This window comes from Rhizobium sp. BK491 (genome assembly GCF_014194925.1).
Taxonomy (GTDB): domain Bacteria; phylum Pseudomonadota; class Alphaproteobacteria; order Rhizobiales; family Rhizobiaceae; genus Rhizobium.
Map to the genome: position 1 here is coordinate 1 of NZ_JACIAR010000002.1, position 20205 is coordinate 20205.

Annotated in this window: 21 protein-coding genes, 1 tRNA gene and 1 riboswitch; of the genes, 9 read left to right on the plus strand and 13 right to left on the minus strand. The window is 60.0% G+C overall.

Annotated elements, in window-relative coordinates:
• Positions 1 to 17: 17 nt before the first annotated feature.
• A tRNA-Met gene (locus FHX05_RS07820) sits at positions 18 to 94 on the plus strand.
• Positions 95 to 422: 328 nt separating this feature from the next.
• Here the strand turns inward: FHX05_RS07820 and FHX05_RS07825 are convergent.
• Genes FHX05_RS07825 through FHX05_RS07840 form a run of 4 tightly spaced genes read right to left on the minus strand, consistent with a single transcriptional unit; the run spans position 423 to position 4127 of the window.
• Entirely contained in the window at positions 423 to 1481 is a 1059-nt protein-coding gene (locus FHX05_RS07825) for an ABC transporter ATP-binding protein (RefSeq protein ID WP_183871213.1), read from the minus strand.
• Positions 1482 to 1487: 6 nt separating this feature from the next.
• Complete coding sequence (locus tag FHX05_RS07830) at positions 1488 to 2279, minus strand: ABC transporter permease (protein ID WP_112338559.1); 792 nt, start codon at positions 2277 to 2279, stop codon at positions 1488 to 1490.
• Positions 2279 to 3103, minus strand: coding sequence for an ABC transporter permease (locus FHX05_RS07835; RefSeq protein WP_183871214.1), 825 nt, complete (start codon positions 3101 to 3103; stop codon positions 2279 to 2281). Before FHX05_RS07835 ends, FHX05_RS07830 begins: the two co-directional genes overlap by 1 nt.
• A 46-nt stretch (positions 3104 to 3149) precedes the next feature.
• Positions 3150 to 4127, minus strand: coding sequence for an ABC transporter substrate-binding protein (locus FHX05_RS07840; RefSeq protein ID WP_246698918.1), 978 nt, complete (start codon positions 4125 to 4127; stop codon positions 3150 to 3152).
• Between the two features lie 386 nt (positions 4128 to 4513).
• On the opposite strand from FHX05_RS07840, the gene FHX05_RS07845 reads away from it, so the two are divergent.
• From FHX05_RS07845 to FHX05_RS07870, 6 genes are all read left to right on the plus strand, one after another.
• Positions 4514 to 6391 carry an adenine deaminase C-terminal domain-containing protein gene (locus FHX05_RS07845; RefSeq protein WP_183871216.1) on the plus strand — a complete coding sequence of 626 codons (1878 nt, stop codon included), beginning with the start codon at positions 4514 to 4516 and terminating at the stop codon, positions 6389 to 6391.
• A 203-nt stretch (positions 6392 to 6594) separates the two neighbouring features.
• A complete protein-coding gene (locus tag FHX05_RS07850) occupies positions 6595 to 7434 on the plus strand; it encodes a TIM barrel protein (protein WP_183871217.1) in 840 nt (279 codons plus the stop codon).
• A 186-nt stretch (positions 7435 to 7620) separates the two neighbouring features.
• Complete coding sequence (locus FHX05_RS07855; protein ID WP_183871218.1) at positions 7621 to 7776, plus strand: hypothetical protein; 156 nt, start codon at positions 7621 to 7623, stop codon at positions 7774 to 7776.
• A complete protein-coding gene (locus FHX05_RS07860) occupies positions 7766 to 8554 on the plus strand; it encodes an EAL domain-containing protein (protein ID WP_183871219.1) in 789 nt (262 codons plus the stop codon). The genes FHX05_RS07855 and FHX05_RS07860 overlap by 11 nt, the downstream gene beginning before the upstream one ends.
• 46 nt (positions 8555 to 8600) lie before the next feature.
• Positions 8601 to 9167, plus strand: a complete 567-nt coding sequence (locus FHX05_RS07865; RefSeq protein ID WP_183871220.1) for a helix-turn-helix domain-containing protein — start codon at positions 8601 to 8603, stop codon at positions 9165 to 9167.
• Positions 9168 to 9358: 191 nt separating this feature from the next.
• Positions 9359 to 9802 carry a MucR family transcriptional regulator gene (locus FHX05_RS07870; RefSeq protein WP_246698879.1) on the plus strand — a complete coding sequence of 148 codons (444 nt, stop codon included), beginning with the start codon at positions 9359 to 9361 and terminating at the stop codon, positions 9800 to 9802.
• A 140-nt stretch (positions 9803 to 9942) separates the two neighbouring features.
• Here the strand turns inward: FHX05_RS07870 and FHX05_RS07875 are convergent, their stop codons facing one another.
• Positions 9943 to 11550, minus strand: a complete 1608-nt coding sequence (locus tag FHX05_RS07875) for an inorganic phosphate transporter (RefSeq protein ID WP_112610668.1) — start codon at positions 11548 to 11550, stop codon at positions 9943 to 9945.
• Between the two features lie 240 nt (positions 11551 to 11790).
• Between FHX05_RS07875 and FHX05_RS30315 the strand changes: the two genes are divergently transcribed.
• Positions 11791 to 12099 (plus strand): hypothetical protein, encoded by a 309-nt coding sequence (locus tag FHX05_RS30315; RefSeq protein WP_246698880.1) that lies wholly within the window; start codon positions 11791 to 11793, stop codon positions 12097 to 12099.
• Positions 12100 to 12212: 113 nt separating this feature from the next.
• On the opposite strand, the gene FHX05_RS07880 is transcribed toward FHX05_RS30315, so the two are convergent.
• The 3 genes from FHX05_RS07880 to FHX05_RS07890 are packed head-to-tail and all read right to left on the minus strand — an operon-like array spanning position 12213 to position 13836.
• On the minus strand, positions 12213 to 12839 hold the full coding sequence (locus FHX05_RS07880; RefSeq protein ID WP_183871221.1) for a hypothetical protein: 627 nt from the start codon (positions 12837 to 12839) through the stop codon (positions 12213 to 12215).
• A gap of 34 nt (positions 12840 to 12873) precedes the next feature.
• Entirely contained in the window at positions 12874 to 13614 is a 741-nt protein-coding gene (locus tag FHX05_RS07885; RefSeq protein ID WP_183871222.1) for a CbtA family protein, read from the minus strand.
• A 12-nt stretch (positions 13615 to 13626) separates the two neighbouring features.
• Positions 13627 to 13836 (minus strand): CbtB-domain containing protein, encoded by a 210-nt coding sequence (locus FHX05_RS07890; protein WP_015338334.1) that lies wholly within the window; start codon positions 13834 to 13836, stop codon positions 13627 to 13629.
• A 58-nt stretch (positions 13837 to 13894) separates the two neighbouring features.
• Positions 13895 to 13967, minus strand: a riboswitch (cobalamin riboswitch).
• A gap of 112 nt (positions 13968 to 14079) precedes the next feature.
• On the opposite strand from FHX05_RS07890, the gene FHX05_RS07895 reads away from it, so the two are divergent.
• Positions 14080 to 14646 carry a histidine phosphatase family protein gene (locus tag FHX05_RS07895; protein ID WP_183715541.1) on the plus strand — a complete coding sequence of 189 codons (567 nt, stop codon included), beginning with the start codon at positions 14080 to 14082 and terminating at the stop codon, positions 14644 to 14646.
• Positions 14647 to 14680: 34 nt separating this feature from the next.
• Here the strand turns inward: FHX05_RS07895 and FHX05_RS07900 are convergent, their stop codons facing one another.
• The 5 genes from FHX05_RS07900 to cyoA form a co-directional block, all read right to left on the minus strand.
• Positions 14681 to 15445, minus strand: coding sequence for an SURF1 family protein (locus FHX05_RS07900; RefSeq protein WP_183871223.1), 765 nt, complete (start codon positions 15443 to 15445; stop codon positions 14681 to 14683).
• Positions 15446 to 15632: 187 nt separating this feature from the next.
• Positions 15633 to 16037: a cytochrome o ubiquinol oxidase subunit IV gene (cyoD, locus tag FHX05_RS07905; protein WP_112610678.1), complete on the minus strand. Its 405-nt coding sequence runs from the start codon at positions 16035 to 16037 to the stop codon at positions 15633 to 15635.
• Entirely contained in the window at positions 16034 to 16663 is a 630-nt protein-coding gene (gene cyoC / locus FHX05_RS07910) for a cytochrome o ubiquinol oxidase subunit III (RefSeq protein WP_112610680.1), read from the minus strand. Before cyoC ends, cyoD begins: the two co-directional genes overlap by 4 nt.
• A 4-nt stretch (positions 16664 to 16667) precedes the next feature.
• Complete coding sequence (gene cyoB / locus FHX05_RS07915; RefSeq protein WP_075856461.1) at positions 16668 to 18671, minus strand: cytochrome o ubiquinol oxidase subunit I; 2004 nt, start codon at positions 18669 to 18671, stop codon at positions 16668 to 16670.
• Positions 18672 to 18718: 47 nt separating this feature from the next.
• The gene (gene cyoA / locus FHX05_RS07920) at positions 18719 to 19837 is read right to left on the minus strand and encodes a ubiquinol oxidase subunit II (protein WP_183871224.1); all 1119 of its coding nucleotides are present in this window, start codon (positions 19835 to 19837) and stop codon (positions 18719 to 18721) included.
• Positions 19838 to 20205 lie beyond the last annotated feature (368 nt).

The following is a 20205-nucleotide window of genomic DNA, read 5'->3' on the forward strand; positions in this document are numbered from 1 at the left end:
GCGGTTTGCGCTGGTGACGCGGGGTGGAGCAGCCCGGTAGCTCGTCAGGCTCATAACCTGAAGGCCGCAGGTTCAAATCCTGCCCCCGCAACCAAAATTTACAATCACAAAGATCAGCTATCCAGGGCGCGAAGACTTCATCTTCAATGGCGATGCTAGCTCCTCCCGCCTCAGGACCATAACGCGAACGGCTCAAAGCCCGCCCACAAAACCAAATACAAAAAAGCCCGCATCACGCGGGCTTTCTCTATTTGGTTACGCATCGAACATTCAACGCCTCGCCAGCGGCCCGAAAGCAGCCAAACACACCCCGCAAGGCACAAAACTCCAAAGCCTGCCCCAAAACAAAGCGCATCCTTCCCAAGAGCAATATCATGGGCGGGAAACCAATCGCACCTCGACATCCCAGATCAACGTGCATCTTATCCTTCGGGTTCCAGAATGCAGCATTGCTCCGGCACCGGCACCAGCACCGCGCCGCTTCCAGCCGTCATCGGCTCCGATAAGGGGCCATTGGCGACGATGGCGCCGGCCGCCGTCTCACATTGATATTGATAGGCGCGGCCTAGATAAGTGCGTGTTCCCAGAACCGCAGGCAGGCCGTTGCCTTTACGTCGGACCGAAAGACCATCCGCACGGCAGCCAAGAATGCAGCTGTCTGGAATCGGACCGAAATCTTTCTGAGACAGCGTGATCCTTGCGCCGCCTGCAGCCTCGGCAATGACGACGGCGCTCTCTCGCTCAACAACACGCAACGGCAGCAGATTCTCAAAACCGACGAAGCGGGCGACGAAGCTATTGGCAGGCTTGCGGTAGAGGGTCTCGGGCGTATCGAGCTGCATGATGCGGCCGGCATTCATGATGGCGACGCGATCCGAGATCGAGAAGGCTTCCTCCTGATCATGCGTGACGTAGAGCGAGGTCGTGCCGTTGGCGCGCTGCAGCTGGCGGATTTCCACGCGCATATCGACCCGGAGCTTCGCATCGAGATTGGATAGCGGCTCGTCGAACATCAGGAGCGGCGGCTCGATGACGAGGGCGCGCGCCAATGCGACACGCTGCTTTTGGCCACCTGAGAGGGCGCCGGGCAGGCGGTCACCGAGGCCGGAAAGACCGACGCGCTCCAGCATGGCGCCGGCCTTCGCGAGGCGCTCCCTCGTCGGCATGCGGCGCTGCTTGAGGCCGAAGGCGACGTTCTCGAGCACCGTCAGATGCGGAAACAGCGCATAGTTCTGGAATACCAGGCCGATATCCCTTGCGTGCGCAGGCAGCGTCGTCAGGTCACGATCGCCAAGCTTGATGGTGCCGCTCGTCGGCTGCAGGAAGCCGGCAACGAGCCGCAGCGTCGTCGTCTTGCCGCAGCCGCTGGAGCCGAGCAGCGAGACGAGTTCTCCGGCGGCGACGGAAAGCGAAAGATCCTGCAGGACGGCTGTCTTGCCGTAATGGGCGCTGATGGAATTGATGGAGAGCGATACGGTCACGGACGGCTACTTTGTCAGGAAGGTGAGGCCGAGGGTTGCTTCGACGATCGCCATCACGGCGACGGTCACGAGCATCAACAGCACGGAAACCGAGGCGATGGTCGGGTCGAAGAACTGCTCCATATGGGCAAGAATCTGGATCGGAAGGGTGGATATGCCAGGGCCCGTCAGGAAGACCGAGACGGAGACATCGTTGATGGAGGTGATAAAGGCGAGGATGAAGGCGGCGATGACGCCGGCGCGGATGTTCGGCAGCACCACGGTCAGGAAGGTCTTGAGCGGCGGGCAGCCGAGGCTGATGGCAGCCTCCTCGATCGAGAAATCGAAACTCGCGAGACTGGCGCTGACGACGCGCACCGAATAGGGCAGCACCAGTAGCGCATGGCCGATCAGGAGGCTGGGAAAGATCGGTAGTCCAAGCCCGATCGTGATCGATTTCATCAGCGAAAAGCCGAAGACGATTTCCGGAACGAGGATCGGCAGGACGAAGAGCGTCGAAAGCCAGCGCGGCAACTCGACCCTGTAGCGGCTGATGGCATAGGCGGCGGGAATGCCGATCAGCAGCGACAGCGCCGTTCCGAGGAAGGCGAGCTCCAGGCTGGTGATCGCTGTCGTGCGGAAGGCCTCGATCCGGAAGATGTTGGAGAACCAGTGCAGCGTCAGGCCCTGCGGCGGGAAGGTGAGATAGGTCGTGTCGCTGAAGGCGGCGCCGATAATGATGACGAGTGGCGCCAGCAGGAAGAGGAAGACGAGGGCGGTGAAAGCGATGAGCGCGGGATGGGCCGTTCTTGTCATGATCACACCGCCATCGGGTTCAGCCGTCGCGCGAGACGGCTCATGAACGCGACAATGCCGATCGTGACGACAACCATGATGGCGGCGATCGTCGAGGCGCCGACCCAGTCGAAGGTGACCATGGCGCGCTGATAGAGGAAGGTGCCCATCATCATCTGCTTTTCGCCGCCGAGCAGCTGCGGCGTGGCATAGGAGGTGAAACTGCCGGTGAAAACCAGCACTGCGCCGACGATAAGGCCGGGCGTGGCAAGCGGCAGGATGACCTGTCGGAAGGTTGCGGCCGGCGTGGCGCCCAGCGATGCCGCCGCCTGGATAAGATCCTGCGGTATGCCCTCAAGCACGCCGACGAGCGTCAGGATCATCAAGGGCACGAAGAGATAGACCATCGCGACGATCACCGAGCCCTCGGTATAGAGCATCGAGAGCGGCTCGCTGATGACGCCGATCGACAGCAGGATGGTGTTGAGAATGCCATTCTTGCCGAGAATGATCAGCCAGGCGAAGGAGCGCACGACAACGCCGGTCAGCAGCGGAAAGACGGCGGCGATGATCATCACGCTCTTGGCGCGGCCAGGCATCTGCGCAATCACATAGGCGGCGATGAAGCCGATAAACAGCGAGATCGCCGTCGTAAGGAGAGCAACCTCAATTGTCCTGAAGAGCACGGTTCGGCGAAAACCGCTGGAGAAGAAAGCGACATAGGGGGAGAACACCCCCTTGGATTCGCCGAGGGTCGCTGCGATCGTAATGACGACGGGAACGAGCAGGAACAGCGTTACGGCCACGATCGCCGGCGTCGCCAACCCCCATTTCATCAAATGCTTCATCTACTAAATTCCGTGAGAACGCCGCGGGAGTGTGCGGCATGCCCTGTTACATGCCGAAGATCTCGTTCCAGCGATCGACCCAGTCCGATTGCGCTTCGATCAGCTTCTGATAGTCGATCCGGCTGAGCTTGGCGATCATCTCGGAGCCGTAGGTCCAGAGCTTGGCCTTTTCCGGCGGCAGCGCCACCTTGGTCGAGACCGGGGCATCGACGCCCTGTTCGGCTTCCGCCTGTTGTACGTCCTTCGATAGAACGAAGTTGATGAACTGATGCGCAAGCTCGACGTTTTCCGAGCCCTTCGGAATATTGACCGTGTTGAGGACGGCGATATCGCCCTCTTTCAGGTTAGCCCAGGCCATCGTCGGGACAGCCGCGCGCAGGGATGACAGAACGAAGTCCTGCGTTATCGCCACCTTGGCCTCGCCTGTCGAGATCAGGTTCACCAGCTCGGAGCCGGTATTGTAATTCTTGACGACATTCGGCTTCAGCGCCTCGATGGCCTCAAACGCCTTGCCGGCATCGGCATAGGGATCGGCGCCTGCATGCTTGCCGGCTTGGAGCACCGTCAGCGGCCCACCCGTCGTGGTGATGCCGGGCAACGAAATGGCGCCCTTCAGGTCGTCCCGCCAGAGATCATTCCAGGAGGTAATCGGCGGGTTCACCTTCGCCGTATCGTAGACGATGCCAATGCGGCCGATCGTGTAGGCGGGGCCGTAATTGCCTTGCGGCGCCCTGGCGATATCGTAGAGATCGGCAAGGTTCGGGATCTTGCTGCGGTCGACTTCCTGGAAGAGGTCCTGCTGGATGCCAAGCTGCGAATAGCTGTCTGTGAGATAGATGACGTCGACGCCCTTGCCGCTGCGCAGCTTCAGCTTGTTGAGACGGTCGGCATTGTTGCCGGTTTCGAAAACCACATCGCAGCCGCAGATCTTCTTGAAGGGCTCGATGATGTTGGCCTGCATCTTCTCGCCATTATAGCCCCACCAGGAAACGGTCAGCGTCTTTGCTTGAGCGAAGGCCGGCATGGCGGTTGCCGCGGCAAGGAAAGCAAATCCCGCGACACGGGCAAGGGTGAGGCCGTTCATTCTCGAAATCCTTTTGGTGAGTGAAATCGGGCATATGTTTCAAGCTTGCGGGATACTATTTTTCGAGCACCGGCTTTACAAGCCCAACAAATGGGCAGGGTGGTGGTTTTTTGCCTTTGATAGGATGAATATGTTGCGTCACGCAGCGACGTCTGGCCATCGAATATCGTTGAGATCCGCGAACTCTTCTCCCTGCTCGGGAGAAGGAGTATCGCAGCAATGCCTTCACTTCACATGCGATTATTCTGCCGGTGGGCCAGCCAGCTTTACACGCGGATCGGTCATCTCTACCCTCAACCGACCGAATATCCTGCAGGCATGCTTCTATGACATCCCCGAACACAAATCTTCCCGAGGATCTGCTCATCAATGCGGCGGACGAAGTCCTGATCCGTCAGGATCTGACGCTGACCGCGCTCGGCCGCCGTCCGGCGGACGGCCTGCTGCGCGTCGGCAGGCTTTTGGATGTGCATAGCCGCAGCTGGCTGGACGATCAGGAAGTCGTCATCAAGGGCCGGCGGATCGCCTATGTCGGCCCGGCCGGCAGTTATCAGGGCGAGGTGAGCGAGCGCGTGCACGAGCCGCATCTCGCAGCCGTTCCCGGTTTCGGCGAGGCCCACAAGCATATCGAAAGCTCGCATCTGACGCCGGAATGGGAAGCGGCCTTGGTCATGCCGCATGGTGTCACCTGGACCTGTGAAGCGAGCCACGAATTCTCTAACGTCAATGGCGCCCGCAATCTGGAATTCTGGCTCGAGGCCCGCCGCCGCGGCTCGCCGATGAAGATATTCCCCCTGCCGGGATCGGCCGTTCCGCCGACCGCTTACGAATGGGGCGGCGGTCATTTCGGTTATGACGAGCAGAAGTCCTTTCTCAATGAGAGCCTGATGGTCGCCGGCCTTGACGAGGTCATGGACTGGCCCTCGGTCAGCAACCCGGAGAATCCGGCTTACGATCGTCTCTGGGGAATGATCCGCGCGACGTTCGAGCAGCGCGGCGTGGTCGAAGGTCACGGCGCGGGCCTGCGTGATCTGCCGTCGATCAATGCCTTTGCCGGCGCTGGCCTCGCTTCCGATCACGAAGGCTGGTTCCTGGAGGAGATCTGGGAAAAGCTGACGCATGGCCTGTTCATCGAGCTTAGACCTCATTCCCTACCCGAGGTCATCAAGGGCCTGATCGAGAAAGGATTGTCCGACTGGTCGCAGATCGCCTTCGTCACCGACGATCGCAGCGCCAGCGATACGCTGAAGATGGGTGCCACGGATTATAATGTCCGCCTGGCAATCGAGAATGGGCTGGCGCCGGAAATCGCCATTCAATGCGTGACGATCAATCCCGCCCGCCACATGCGCCTGACTCCATGGGTCGGCTCGATAGCCCCCGGCCGCTTTGCCGATATTGTGTTACTGGATGATGTGAAAACACTGTCGATCGCCAATGTCTGGGCCGATGGCAAGCCGGCATCCGAAGGCAAGACCTTCGTCGGCGTTCGCCCCGAGATCGACTGGCCGGATTGGGCGACGAAGACGGTCCGGATCGATAGAACAGTCTCGGCTGAGGATTTTCGCATCGCCGCCCCGTCGGATGCCGACACGGCGAAAGCTGCGCTGCTGCGGCCGTTCCACTGGGCGGATGATTTCATTACCATGGATCTGCCGGTCCGCGAGGGCGCCGTTGAGCGTGATCACGATCGCAACGTCACGAAATTCGCTATCGTCGATCGCTTTTCCGGGAAAGCCAAGGTCGCGCGCATGTTCTGGCTCGGCACGGGGCCGCGCACGCCGGATACCGCGCTCGGCGCCACGCTCGGCCATGACAAGCACAATATCTGGGTGGTCGGTTCCTCCGATGAAGCCATGGCCCTGGTCGCCAATGCCCTTAAGGAGCAGCAGGGCGGCTGGGTACTGGTCTCGGGCGGCAAGGTCGTCGCCCGCGTTCGCTATGAAGTCGGCGGTCTGATGACCGCGCGCTCGGCTGAGGAGCTGGATGCGGAGATGCAGGCGCTGTATAAGGCCGGGGCGGAGATCGACTGGATGTATGAGCCGACGTTCTCGCCGCGCTGGTGGCCGGGCTTTCCCGAACGGCTTTCCTTTGCAACGCTCACCTGCGCGCCCTGGCGCTGGGTGCTGGTCGCTCCCTCCGAAAGGGCGCCGGAAGGTTTCGTCAATGTCGCGACCGGCGAAACTCACCCGATCGTCTGGTAGGGATATCTGCCAGACCATTCGGAATATCCGCCTTACGGTATAGAAGGTTGATGAGGGCGGCCCTGTAATCCGCGCTTGACGGTGGAAGCCAGCTTCTTAATTATCCGTCCGGTTACTTATGTCGAGCGGCAAGCTGTGGAGGCTGGGCGTGTTCACGGGCACGTTAAGCGGCGGTAGCCGGCAACAGGGCGGAGGAGGCTCTGGTGATTGCACTTGATAGTCATGCGCCGCGAATAACATCGGCATTTTCCACTTTGGGATGTGCGGAATTGGAACTGGTCGAAGCCCTCGAACTGGCGGCAAACCACGGCATCGATGCGATAGAAATCCGAGCCCTTGGGAGCACCATCGATCTCGTCGCCTATTTCACGGACAGATTCGGCTCTCCCGCAAGCTTGGCCAAGGTGCTGGAAGGCTCTGCCGTAGGCGTCTGCGCCTTCAATACTTCGCTGCGTCTGGTCGGTGCGACAGCCCAGGCGAAGGAAGAGTTCCTGCGCCACCTTCCTTGGGCGGAGGCCGCCGGCGTTCGTTCGCTCAGGGTTTTCGATGGTGGTGAAACCGCCGATGAGGGCGAGCTGGCCGAGGCGCTGGCCACGCTGCAATGGTGGCGTGAGATCGCCGTGCGCGAAGGCTTTCGTGCTGATATGGTCATCGAAACCCATGATTTCCTAGCACTGCCGGACGCCATCCCGCACTTCCTTGAAATAGCCCCAGATTGCGCGCTGATATGGGATACACATCACACTTGGCGCAAGGGCGGGCAGGATCCCGTCGAAACCTGGAAGCAGGTTCGTCGCAATACGCACCATCTCCATGTCAAGGACAGCGTTTCCCGGCCGGGGCCTAGGCTGCCCTACAGCTATGTACAGCCCGGCACCGGCGAGTTCCCGATGGCGGCGCTGCGTTCGGTGCTCGACGCCGATGGCTATAGCGGTATCGTGAGCCTGGAATGGGAAAGATTGTGGCACAAGGATTTGTCACATTTAGGTTTGGCTCTACAGTCTGCGAAGCGAAGTGGCTGGTGGTCCCGCCCCAAATGGTGAATAATTGTTGAAGAGCATTAATATTTTAATTTAGTTGAAAGGAAGAGTGCCGCACGGAGATTGACTTTTGCAGCGATCGTTAATTAGTCTATTAGCAATTATTAAATAACTATCTCGTACGCATATCCTCGCCCGTTGACTACGGTCTTCGGCGCAATATTTCCAGCTCGATGAAGGGAAGCCTCAATGATTGAGGTCGAGGGTGTCTGGAAGATGGAAGAGGCAGATTATAGCTATCTGAAGTCCCATGTTTGGGCGCGATATGCGCCGCGCTCGGCTGCTGCTTCCGGCTTCCCGCTGCTTTGCCGCTTCGCCCCGAAAGGGAGGCCTGATGAACGGTAACGCAAGTCGCGAGGAAGAGAGACACGGAGCCCGGATCTTGAAGGCAATCGCCGCAGGCGGGCTGGGTTTTGCCGCGCAATGGATTCACGATGCGGCAAATCCCGGTAAGACGTTCTATGCCGAAAGCCTGGCGCGCGTAACGGACTCGGACGGAACCGTGCATACGGCCGGCACCTTCGTTTCGCTCCTTGAACGCCAGGATCGCTGGGTCGATCTCGATCTGCGTATTCTGGATATGGTGCTGTCCGACCTGGCTGCGGATGAGACGCTGGTTCTCGGTTTCAATCTCTCCGCCACCAGCCTGTCGCATTCGGATCGGTTTGCCGATGTGTTCGGCCGAATCAGCCGCCGATCGGAACTTGCCTCGCGGCTCGTCATTGAGATCACCGAAAGCTATCCGGTCGTCGGCGCATCCATCGAACGCATGAAGATGATTAGTGCTCTCGGTTGTCGTATCGCGATCGATGATTTCGGGTCTGGGTTTGCCACGCCGGCATCGCTGCTGCAGGTGCCTGCAGATATCGTCAAGATCGATGCAGCCTTTGTCTGGGATAATAGGCCTGGCCGCGACGGAAGCAATAGCCTCTCCCACATCGTCGGTTTTGCATCCTGTTTCGCTCCTTTTGTCGTCGTCGAGGGGATTGAAACCGGCGCTCAACTCAATGCCGCGCAGGAGGCGGGTGCAACGCATGTCCAGGGTTTCCTGCTTTCGAGGCCGGTTTCCCTGGCGCGGCTTCGACGTCATAAGCGCAAAGCTGTCTTGCGGGGGGTGGCATGAACAGTTGCGCACCGGAGCCTGTCGTTCTCGCTCTGCAGGTGATGCCATGATGCACCGACTGGCTTTCACATCGGCCTATCAGATATCGGCGGCGCGTGCGGCGAGCGAACTCAAGACGAAGACATTGCTGCGCGCCCTGGTCAGCCGGCTTCGCATCGTCTTCTCCGGAAGCGGCGGTGAGTTGTCCGTCACTTTCGTCGGCGGAGCGGGCCCGCATGTCCTCATTTGCGATCAGGCCGGCGAGGCGGTGGGCCGCGTGACCATCGATGCCGAGACGGGTCTCTATGTCTTATGTGAACTCGGCGGTCATGCCGATGATGTCGTCATCGTGACCGCAAGTGAAAATCGATTGCTCGAGGAGATTGCTCTCCATCTTGGCGATGGCCAATCACTGCACGAACCCGTGGATGCCGCCGTCAAAACACTGGTCGGCCAGACGATGGAGGATGTCGAGCGCAAGCTCATTCTCCAGACTTTGCAGCATTGCGGCGGAGATCCCACTCACACGGCGTTCATGCTTGGCATGCCGCTCGTCACCCTTTGTAACAAGCTGGCGGTCTACTTCGCGGACCCTGCCGGCGAACTGCCGCAGTCTGCTGCGGATACGAGATAGGAGGCGAAAGCTACCGGCTGTAATTGCGCACGCATTTGATGCGGACGCATTGAGCCCCGGTTATCGAACCGGGACAGCGCCCCGAAACAGGGCGCACATCGAAACGGTGCGATGTCCGTCCGCGGGCATGGCACATGATGCAATTCGAGCGGGGCGGCGCACGAGGAACCAATGAGATCCGGGAAAAGATCATGGATTCTTTCGAGACAAAAACCCCCGCTCCGCCGAAGCCTTCCTTGTTCGATGGCTGCGTGAAGATCGTTTCGGCCTATGTCAGTCATAATGCCGTTCCCATCCACAGCCTTCCGAGGCTGATCAAGGATATCCATGAGGTGCTGCTGACATTGGACGGATCGGCTTCCACGGTCGATCGCGCCAATCTGGTGCCGGCCGTGGATTTGAAGAAATCGGTGACGAACGACTACATCGTCTGCCTCGAAGACGGCAAACGCTTCAAGACGCTGAAGCGTCATTTGCGCGTGCATTATGGCATGACGCCCGAGGAATACAGGCAGAAATGGGGGCTTGCTCCCAACTACCCGATGGTGGCGCAGAATTATGCCAATCGTCGTTCGGAGCTTGCCAAGATTTCCGGCCTCGGTGCGAACGGCAACAAGAGGGAAACCGTCGACTGAGCAATTTCGGAACAGGCGTTTCGCACACGCTTGACCGGCGCTGCTTGTGTGCTCCGTGAGAATTCGTCCGCGCAATGCTGCAAACAAAATGGCGCCCTCGTCAGGGCGCCACCGTCTTCAGGAATAGTCTCCGCTGTCGATCAGAAGACCTGGCGCAGCACGATGAACAGCACGAAGGCCAGTGTGATCGAGGCCGGCAGCGTCAGGATCCAGGCCATCAGCATGTTGCGCACCGTCGACCACTGCAGGCCGGAACCGTTTGCCGCCATGGTGCCGGCGACGCCGGAGGACAGGACGTGCGTCGTCGATACCGGCAGGCCGAGATGGTCGGCGGCGCCGATGGTCAGCATGGCGACGACTTCGGCGGCAGCACCCTGGCCATAGGTCAGATGCGTCTTGCCGATCTTTTCGCCGACGGTCACGACGATGCGTTTCCAGCCGACCATGGTGCCGAGGCCGAGCGCCAGCGCCACGGCAACCTTCACCCAGAGCGGGATGAACTTGGTCGCGTGATCGACGGCGGCGTGATAGTTGGTCACGGCCTTCAGGTCCTCGGCGCTCATCGGCAGCAGCTTCTGCTTGTCGATCAATTTCAGCGATTCACCGATCAGATAGATATCGTTACGAACGTTGCCGACGAGCCCGTTCGGCAGCTTCTCGACGCTTGGATAGGCCGCGATCTCAGCACTCGTGGCATGAATATATGCTTGGAGAGCTGGCGTCGTCGCATCCGTCCAGGTCTTGGTCTTTACGGCGCTGCTGACGGCGGCCTTCGGATCGGCCGGTGCGGCAACACCCGGCTTCACATATTTGCCGAGTACCGTCTCGACTTGCGTCGAGGCAGCTTTATAGGCTTCGAGATAGTTCACGTCGGGCGTCTTATTCAGCGCGAAGGCGGTCGGTACGAGGCCGATGAGGATGAGCATGATCAGGCCCATGCCCTTCTGGCCGTCATTCGAACCATGGGCGAAGCTCACGCCGGTGCAGGTGAAGATCAGCAGGCCGCGGATCCAGAGCGGAGGCGGTGCATTGCCCTTCGGCGCTTCGTAGAGCTCCTTGTTGCGGATCAGCACCTTGGCGACCAGCAGCAATATGGCGGCCATGGCAAAGCCGATGATCGGCGACAAGAGCAGCGACATGCCGACGCTGCTTGCCTGCGACCAGTCGACACCGCTGGTGGCGGAGCCGGCAGGTGCCAGGAACTGGTTGGCGAGGCCGACGCCGATGATCGAGCCGACAAGTGTATGTGAGCTCGAGGCCGGTAGGCCGAGATACCAGGTGCCGAGATTCCAGATGATGGCGGCGGTCAACAGGGCGAAGACCATCGCGAGACCGGAGCCGGAGCCGACCTGCAGGATGAGCTCGACCGGCAGCAGCGCCAGGATGCCGAAGGCGACGGCGCCGGAAGAAGTCAAAACACCGAGGAAGTTGAAGAAGCCCGACCAGATGACGGCGAACTCCGCCGGCAGCGAGCGGGTATAGATGACGGTGGCAACGGCGTTGGCGGTATCGTGGAAGCCGTTGACGAATTCGAAGCCGAGCGCGATCAGCAGCGCCAGCCCGAGTAATATCCACGGAACTGCGGCGGCCTCTGCAAGGTCGCTGCCGAGAGCGTAGGCGACATAGACGAGGCCGGCCAGGACGACGATGCCGAAGAGCGGCAAAAACCATTTTGCCGAGCTGCCTGCGCCATGAATCGGATGGTCGGCATTGCCGCCTTCCGCATTGTTTGAAACGAGGTCGACCATCCCGAACTCCCTTATTGCAATGGATATTGCCGGTGTAAGCCTCGTTCATGAAACTCTCGTGACGCGGGAACAGGCTGCGGCGAACTGCAAATGCGGGCAGTGGTAAGCCCGTTTGACTGCCGGCGGGTTCTCGGGCTGATCGTGATTTTGCCGCCAAAAGGCCATTTTCGGTTCAGCCGGCGTTCATACCTTCGGGGGTTAAATCCCCCGTGTAAGGGACTTGGATAGAGGGCCATTAACATGAGATCGTCCGTGATTGCCATTGCTGCCTTGTTCGGCAGCCTGGTTGTATCTTCGGCAGAGGCAATGCCTATCCCGGCCGTTGGGACAACGGCCTCAGTGCCGATTGTGAAAGTTGACTATGCCTGCGGTCGGGGCTGGCACCTGACGCGATGGGGCGAATGCCGCCCCAATCGCTGGGGTCCGCCGCCCCGGCGCTGGGGTTACTATAGGCTGCCACCGCCGCCGCCATGGGGTTGGCACGGCCATCGCCATCATCGCGATGGATGGGGCGACGGCCGCTGGCGCGATCGTCCGCACTACTGGTAAGATCAGAAGCACCGCCGCATCTTGCGGCGGTGTTTTATTGAGGGTAGTTCCGATAAAAATGTGCAGCGGTTTTGCGTCTGGAATCACGTAAAAACAAAAAGATAGAACGGTTCTTAAGGCTGAGCTTGCGGCCGTAACGCGCGCGCTCCGAGCCAGAGGCCTGCAAGAGCGAGCAGGCTGGCCGATAAGATCGCAGCAAGGCTTTTCGCATGGAGTGCGATGTCGGCAAGCTTTGGCCGGATGAGATCGGCCGTATTGAAGCTCTCGCCGCTGAATTTGCACAGGACGAGCGAGAGATTGTTGCGCACGAGTGTCGCGTCGATATCGGAGACGAGATCGTCGACCGATGCCTTCTCCACTTTCATGACGCGCATCTGCAGCAGCACCGCCTTCGCCGCGGCGAGGTAGGCATGGGAGCATTCGTTGAACGGGCTTTCCTCGTCGCTGACGCTGCCCGGCATCAGGCCCCATAGGCAATAAGCACGTTGGATCTGCGCAAAGTTCAAGAGACGGCGGAAGGTTTCGTCGGTATCCGATACGCTCTCGGCAATCGAGATGATCCGCCCGTAATAGGGAGCGATCACTGCCATCTCGCCATGGGTAAGACTGGGAATCGGGATGCCAGCCTGGCTGCCGGAGGAGCCGCCGCCATGCGCGGCAACCGAAGCCGGCCAACCCGCAACGATGAGACAGAAGATTGCAAACAGGACCCCGCCTGGATACGGGCGTCTCCCGCGCATGTTGTCATGCGCGGGATGCGATCTATTTACCACACTAAGCCCGGCGCAGGGCCGCATTGCCGTAGCGCGTCTGCGGCAACTGGCGTTCCGCCCAGGCTCCGAAGGCAAGGCCGAGCGTCGTCCAGAGGATGGCGTGCATGCCGAGCGAGGTGATGCGAAAACGCCAGAGTACGACGGCCGAGAATTGCTCGGGCACTTCGTTGATCGAGGGAAGCAGATATTGGATCAGCGCGATGAAGACGATGTAGCCGATGCCGGCAATGATCGCACCGTTCCAGGAACCATATCGCGCCGCCAGCCCGCGTCCGAAGCCCACGGCGACGATCATGCCGACGACGGAGGCAACGATCATGATGAAGAACAGTTCTGTTCTTGCGCCGATCGTATCAGGATTGCCGACGGCCGGCGGATTTGCCGGATACTTGATGTCGGGCACGAGCGAGATCGTCACGAAAGCGGCGAGCGCAAGCAGCGCCGCCGTGCCGCGCGCACCCAAGGGGCTGATGCGGCCGTAGACGAACGAGAAGACCAGCGCGAACAATCCGCCTATTGCGGTCGAAAAGATCACGCTGCCGGTGAAAAGGCCGATGCCCGCCTGGGTGGCGCGGCTGACGATTTCCGGTTCCGGTGCTTCGCCGGCTGCCTGCGCGGCCTTTTCTTCAAAGCCGATGGCCCAGTCGACCAGCGGTTCGCCGAAGATGTGGGCGAATGCAAAAACGAAAATACCGGCAAGGGCCCCGACGATCATGCCGCGGAGCAAAAGACGTCCAACCATGTGCTTAACCCCTTAGTGGCAGGGGAAGCCGAGAAGGTGACGGGCGTCATGCACGAACTCGTGCACATACATGCCCGAGATGAGCGAGGTCGCGCCTTCTTCTGCGCCGATGAAATAGATCGCGAGCAGCATCAGAAGGCCGGCGAAAATGGCCCAGGGCAGGATTTGGCCGAGCGGGATCGGCTGCGGAACTGCGGATGGGGCGAAAGTGGTGTCGGACATTGTATTTCCCTCGTTAAGAAAAGCGCGTTCCATTTGCGGAAGGGTTTTTGCGGGAAGGGTCTGGCTCTCGAGGGCGAAGTTTCCGTCATCGATTACAGTGGCGCGACCGCGCCGGGATTCCACCGGCTTCCACACCCGCAAGTGCAAGTTTATAGCTATCTGCCAATATGATTGTCAATCAAGCGCCACAGCGATGCGAAATCGCGACAAGAGCGCGGCAGGGGATGGAAACAGAGGAATCTTATGAAAACGCGTTTGAGCTGGATTTGTCATGGGGCGACGCAAGCCCATCGGAACGGCTGCTTTCCGGATGACGAACCCTTGGAGGCGAAGGCGGCTCAGCAGGCTCAATCCTTATCCTTCGGGCTCGGGGCAATCGACCGGGTTTGGGCGAGCCCGGCTTTGCGTGCCCGCCAGACCGCCACCGTCCTCGGCCTCGATGCTATCCCGGACGTCGCCCTGCGCGAATGCGATTATGGCGACTGGCGCGGGCAATCCCTTGCCGGACTGCATGAAAGGGATGCGGAGTCCCTGGCGCTCTGGATGACGGATACGTCGGTGGCGCCGCATGGGGGCGAAACCCTGTCGGCGGTCATGAAGCGTGTGGGCGAATGGATGGGGAATCACATCGACGATACCGGCCATATCGTCGTCATCACTCATGCGAGCGTCATTCGCGCTGCCATCCTGCAGGCCTTGCAGGCGCCGCCCGCAGCATTCTGGGCTGTTGATGTCGAGCCGTTCGGGATTGTCGAGATGACGAGCGACGGCCGACGCTGGCAGCTTCGCTTCCCGAAAATGACGATCTAAGGCCAATTCCAGCAAAAATGCGACGCTCCAGTCCTCAGCGGGCCGCTTTTGCCCGCTGCCTCTCGAAATAGACGAGATAGACGGCCAGCCCCAATGTCATGGCAGCCAGTCCATACCAGGTGATGGCATAGACGAGATGGCTGTTGTGGAAGGTGATCTGCGTCAGCCCGCCCACGGGCAATCCGCCGGGATTTTTCGCATCGTCGGCATCGATGAAGTAGGGCGCTACATTCTGCAGCCCCCGAGCCTCGGCGATGGCTGCCACGTCGCGTGAATACCAGCGCTCCTCCGCCGGCACGTTCGAACGCAGCAGCGTGCCTTTTGGCTCGCTCATCCGCAGCAGGCCGGTCACCGTAGTCTCCCCGGAAAGCTCGCCTTCGGCGCGCGTCGTCGGATTGCGCTTCTCTGTGGGAACGAAGCCGCGGTTGACGATGATGATCGTGCCGTTTGCAAGCTTCAGCGGCGTCAGCACCCAATAGCCCGCACCGAGCACAGTCGAGGCATAGACTTGCGCTTGCCTGTCGTTGAGGAAACTGCCGCTTGCCTGGACATGCTTGTATTCGGAGTTTTCGGCCGTGATATCGGCCCATTGCGCCGGGCCGGGTGCCTGAACCGCCGGCGCATGCACGCGCGCATCGACCCTGGCGATCAGATCCAGCTTCCAGTGCAGCCGCTTCACTTGCCAGGTGCCGAGGCCGATGAGAAGGGCGGTCAGGAGCAGAAGCAGCGATACCCAGATGATAAGGTTAAGCGTCGAGCGCGGCTTGCCCTGAGATGTGTTCGAGGAAATGTCGGTCATGGCGCGGGTCTCCGGGGACGCGCTGACGCATGATTTCGGGCGGTTCAATACTCTTCGCTGAAGATCATGCGCGGTCGGGAAGATTTGGCTGCGGCTTCCGGCATTTCAAGCATGCACTGCGCAGCATCCGGCGAATTCTCACGCCGGGAAGAGGGCGGGCCTTCGTTCGAAGGCCCGCCGCTCGAATTTACGGCATGTTGCGCATCATCTCGGGCGACATGGGCATCATGTTCGCGTTGAGGTGATGCATGACCCAGAGCGAGCCGGACAGCGCGATGATGACGATCACGATGGTGAAGATCAGCGCCATCATGTTCCAGCCGCCTTCCGAGCGGGTGTTCATGTGCAGGAAGTAGATCATGTGCACGACGATCTGGATCGCGCCGAGGATCATGACGATCGCTCCGGTGACGGCCGGATCGGAGATGACCTTGCCCATGACCAGCCAGAAGGGAATGGCGGTCAGGATGACGGAGAGGATGAACCCCGTCATGTAGCTCTTGAAGGTGCCGTGTGATGCCTCGTGGCCGCCATGATGATCGTGGCCGTGGGCGTCGCCGGATTGATGCGAATGGTTTGCGTTCGAGCTCATCCGAGAACTCCCATGAGGTAGACGAGGGAAAACACGCCGATCCAGACGACGTCGAGGAAGTGCCAGAACATAGAGAGGCACATCAGGCGGCGCTTGTTTTCCGGGATCAGTCCGTAGCGGCCGACCTGCACCATCAGCGTGATCAGCCAGACGATACCGGTGGTGACGTGCAGACCGTGCGTGCCGACCAGCGTGAAGAAGGCCGACAGGAAGGCGCTGCGCTGCGGGCCGGCACCGTCGAGGATCAGGTGATAGAACTCGTAAAGTTCGAAGAAGATGAAGAGGGCGCCGAAGATGCCGGTGATCGTCAGCCACATCAGCGTGCCCGACTTGTTGTCCTTCTCCATCGCCAGCATGGCGAAGCCATAGGTGATGGAGGAGAAGAGCAGCATCGCCGTGTTGAGGGCGACGAGCGGCAGCTCGAAGAGGTCGGCCGGAGAGGGGCCGGCCGCATAGCTGTGGCCGAGTACGGCGAAGGTGGCGAAGAGGACTGCGAAGATCAGGCAGTCGCTCATGATGTAGATCCAGAAGCCCAGCATGGTGCTGCCTTCCGGATGATGCTCCTCCTTCAGATAGAAGGCGGGTGTTTCGCCGTCCACGGGAGCTTGTGCAGAGTGGGTCGTCATAGTCTTACACCTGTCCTGCGAGCTGCTTCGTACGCTCGTTCTCGGTCTTCACGACCTCGTCGGCGGGAATGTGGTAGTCGCGCTTGTAGTTGAAGGTATGGCCGATCGTGATGACGATCATCGCGACGAAGGTGATGGCGGCGAGCCACCACATGTACCAGATCATCCCGAATGCAAAGCCGATGGAGAGCACGCCGAGGATGATGCCGGTGCCGGTGTTCTTCGGCATGTGGATCGGAATGAAGCCTTCGGTCGGCCTGACGTAGCCACGGTTCTTCATGTCCCACCACGCATCGTGATCGTAGACGATCGGCGTGAAGGCGAAGTTGTAGGCCGGTGGCGGCGACGAGGTGGACCATTCCAGCGTGCGGCCGCCCCAGGGGTCGCCGGTGTGGTCGCGAAGCTCTTCGCGCTTCATGAAGCTGACGGCGAGCTGGATGAGGAAGCAGGCGATGCCGATGGCGATGAGGCCGGCGCCGAAGGCGGCGATGATGAACCAGATCTGCAGCGACGGATCGTCGAACTGGCTGACGCGGCGGGTGACGCCCATCAGGCCGAGGATATAGAGCGGCATGAAGGCGAACCAGAAGCCGATTTGCCAGAACCAGAAGCTCATCTTGCCCCAGAAGGGATCGAGCTTGAAGCCGAAGGCCTTCGGGAACCAGTAGTTGACGCCCGCGAACATGCCGAACAGAACGCCGCCGATGATCACGTTATGGAAGTGGGCGATCAGGAACAGCGAGTTGTGCAGCACGAAGTCGGCCGGCGGAACCGCCAGCATGACGCCGGTCATGCCACCGATGGTGAAGGTCACCATGAAACCGACGGTCCACAGCATCGGCGGCTCGTAGCGGATGCGGCCGTGATACATCGTGAACAGCCAGTTGAAGAGCTTCGCACCCGTCGGGATCGAGATGATCATCGTCGTGATGCCGAAAAAGGAGTTGACGCTGGCGCCCGAGCCCATCGTGAAGAAGTGGTGCAGCCAGACGAGGTAGGAGAGGATCATGATCACGCAGGTGGCGTAAACCATCGAGGCGTAGCCGAAGAGGCGCTTGCCGCAGAAGGTGGCGACGACTTCCGAGAAGACGCCGAAGGCCGGCAGGATCAGGATGTAGACTTCCGGGTGGCCCCAGATCCAGATGAGGTTGACATACATCATCGGATTGCCGCCGAGGTCGTTCGTGAAGAAGTTCGTACCGGCATAGCGGTCGAGGGTCAGCAGAGCGAGCGTAGCGGTCAGGATCGGGAAGGATGCAACGATCAGGATATTGGTGCAGAGCGACGTCCAGGTGAAGACGGGCATCTTCATGAAGGTCATGCCCGGGGCGCGCATCTTGACGATGGTTGCGATCAGGTTGATGCCCGAGAGCGTCGTTCCGATACCCGCGACCTGCAGACCCCAGATGTAATAATCGACGCCGACGTCTGGACTATAGGCGATGCCGGAAAGCGGCGGATAGGCCAGCCAGCCGGTCTTGGCGAATTCGCCGATGAAGAGCGAGATCATGATCACGATCGCGCCGGCTGTCGTCATCCAGAACGAGAAGTTGTTGAGGAACGGGAAGGACACGTCGCGGGCGCCGATCTGCAGCGGCACGACGAGGTTCATCAGGCCGGTGACGAAGGGCATCGCCACGAAGAAGATCATGATCACGCCGTGGGCGGTGAAGATCTGGTCGTAGTGATGCGGCGGCAGATAGCCCTCGGATCCGTTGAAGGCGATTGCCTGCTGCAGACGCATCAGCAGCGCGTCGGAGAAACCGCGCAGCAGCATGATCAGCGCCAGCACGACATACATGATGCCGATCTTCTTGTGGTCGATGCTGGTGAACCATTCCTTCCAGAGATAGCCCCAGAGGCGGAAATAGGTCAGCAGGCCGAGGAGCGCGATACCACCGATGGCGACGCCGAGGAAGGTCACGACGAGGATCGGCTCGTGATACGGAATGGAGTCGAGCGTCAGCCGACCGAAGATGAATTTGTAGAGGTCCGGGTTGGAAAACATGGATTGCCTCTGTCCCTTATGAATGTCTTGTTACTGAGCGCACCGGATCAATGACCCTGATGCTGCGCCGAACCGGTCGACGAATCGGAAGAAGAGCCGTTGCCCATATCCATGCCCGGCATGGAGTTGTCGCCATGCTGCATGGTGTGGCCGGCGCCGCCGTCTGCCTTGACCGGTGTGACCTCGGCCGAGGCGCCATCGCGATTGTCATAGATCAGGCGCTCGCGGTTTTCCTGGCTTTCCTTGCCGCCGCCGCCCTTGGCGTCGATATGCATCATCTCGCTCATGCACATCTTGCTCGGATCGGCGCACATGTTGAGGATGGCGTTGTAGAGCCCGTCGTCGACGGCGTTGAAGTAGCGTACCGGCTCGCGTTCGCTGGGCTTGGCAAGCGCCAGATATTCCTGACGGCCGAGCGCCGTGCCCTGGCTCTTCGCCTTCTGGATCCACTGGTCGAAATCGGCCTGGTTGAGGCCATGGAACTTGAAGCGCATGTGCGAGAAGCCGGCGCCGCTATAGTTGGCGGACATGCCCTGGAATTCGCCGGGATGGTTGATGACGGCGTGGAGCTTCGTCTCCATGCCCGGCATGGCGTAGATCTGTCCAGCCAGCGCCGGAATAAAGAAGGAGTTCATCACGGCCGAGGCCGTGATCTTGAAGTTGATCGGGCGGTCGACGGGAGCTGCCATCTCGTTGACGGTGGCGATGCCGTATTCCGGATAGAAGAAGAGCCATTTCCAGTCGAGGGCGACCACTTCGACCGTCAGCGGCTTCACGTCGGCGCTGAGCGGCTTGTCGGCGGCGATGCGGTCGAGCGGGCGGTAGGGGTCGAGCTGATGCGTGCTGATCCAGGTCACCGCGCCGAGCGCGATGATGATAGCAAGCGGAGCGGACCAGATGACCAGTTCCAGACGCGTCGAATGATGCCACTCCGGCTCGTAGGTCGCTTCCTTGTTCGACTGGCGGTATCTCCAGGCGAAATACAGGGTCAGGAAGATCACCGGAATGATGATGATCAGCATCAGCACGACCGAAATGATGATGAGGTCTCGCTGCTGCATGGCGATATCGCCGGAAGGATCCATCACCACCAGATTGCAGCCCGACAGCAGCAAAAACAGTGGGATGACAGACAAACGGCTGAAAATCTTCGATAGTCTTAGCACGTCTTAAAGCTCTTTTTGTTTCGACCCTACCGCGACTAAAGGACGGCGGTCATGAACGATATGAGGTGTTTCGTCGCACCGCAGCAAGATAGAGTGCATTGCGGTATGGAATGCTGTCCCACCTATCGGGAAAACCCTCAGAAATCCAGAAGGTTTTCTATTGAGCAATTCGCTTTTGCCGGCGCTAATATACCCGGATCGGAACAAATGGCTATCACCGGCGGTTGTTCTTCGTCCGGAACTTGGCGCCAAAGGCAGATAATGGCTCGACTGATTGCTAATTTGCGAATTATTTCATGCTGGATACTTGATATGTTCGCACGTTTGATCGACATTTTCATTACGCGCGAGTTCGTGGAGGAATTCGT

What these genes read in the sequence shown, in the direction of transcription:
- FHX05_RS07895 (WP_183715541.1), top strand. Translation starts at nt 14,080, where the DNA reads ATGAAAACGCGTTTGAGCTGGATTTGTCATGGGGCGACGCAAGCCCAT.
- cyoB (WP_075856461.1), bottom strand. Translation starts at nt 18,671, where the DNA reads ATGTTTTCCAACCCGGACCTCTACAAATTCATCTTCGGTCGGCTGACG.
- FHX05_RS07875 (WP_112610668.1), bottom strand. Translation starts at nt 11,550, where the DNA reads ATGGTCGACCTCGTTTCAAACAATGCGGAAGGCGGCAATGCCGACCAT.
- FHX05_RS30315 (WP_246698880.1), top strand. Translation starts at nt 11,791, where the DNA reads ATGAGATCGTCCGTGATTGCCATTGCTGCCTTGTTCGGCAGCCTGGTT.
- FHX05_RS07890 (WP_015338334.1), bottom strand. Translation starts at nt 13,836, where the DNA reads ATGTCCGACACCACTTTCGCCCCATCCGCAGTTCCGCAGCCGATCCCG.
- FHX05_RS07845 (WP_183871216.1), top strand. Translation starts at nt 4,514, where the DNA reads ATGACATCCCCGAACACAAATCTTCCCGAGGATCTGCTCATCAATGCG.
- FHX05_RS07835 (WP_183871214.1), bottom strand. Translation starts at nt 3,103, where the DNA reads ATGAAGCATTTGATGAAATGGGGGTTGGCGACGCCGGCGATCGTGGCC.
- FHX05_RS07840 (WP_246698918.1), bottom strand. Translation starts at nt 4,127, where the DNA reads ATGCCGGCCTTCGCTCAAGCAAAGACGCTGACCGTTTCCTGGTGGGGC.
- cyoC (WP_112610680.1), bottom strand. Translation starts at nt 16,663, where the DNA reads ATGACGACCCACTCTGCACAAGCTCCCGTGGACGGCGAAACACCCGCC.
- cyoD (WP_112610678.1), bottom strand. Translation starts at nt 16,037, where the DNA reads ATGAGCTCGAACGCAAACCATTCGCATCAATCCGGCGACGCCCACGGC.
- FHX05_RS07865 (WP_183871220.1), top strand. Translation starts at nt 8,601, where the DNA reads ATGATGCACCGACTGGCTTTCACATCGGCCTATCAGATATCGGCGGCG.
- FHX05_RS07900 (WP_183871223.1), bottom strand. Translation starts at nt 15,445, where the DNA reads ATGACCGACATTTCCTCGAACACATCTCAGGGCAAGCCGCGCTCGACG.
- FHX05_RS07870 (WP_246698879.1), top strand. Translation starts at nt 9,359, where the DNA reads ATGGATTCTTTCGAGACAAAAACCCCCGCTCCGCCGAAGCCTTCCTTG.
- FHX05_RS07855 (WP_183871218.1), top strand. Translation starts at nt 7,621, where the DNA reads ATGATTGAGGTCGAGGGTGTCTGGAAGATGGAAGAGGCAGATTATAGC.
- FHX05_RS07885 (WP_183871222.1), bottom strand. Translation starts at nt 13,614, where the DNA reads ATGGTTGGACGTCTTTTGCTCCGCGGCATGATCGTCGGGGCCCTTGCC.
- FHX05_RS07880 (WP_183871221.1), bottom strand. Translation starts at nt 12,839, where the DNA reads ATGCGCGGGAGACGCCCGTATCCAGGCGGGGTCCTGTTTGCAATCTTC.
- FHX05_RS07860 (WP_183871219.1), top strand. Translation starts at nt 7,766, where the DNA reads ATGAACGGTAACGCAAGTCGCGAGGAAGAGAGACACGGAGCCCGGATC.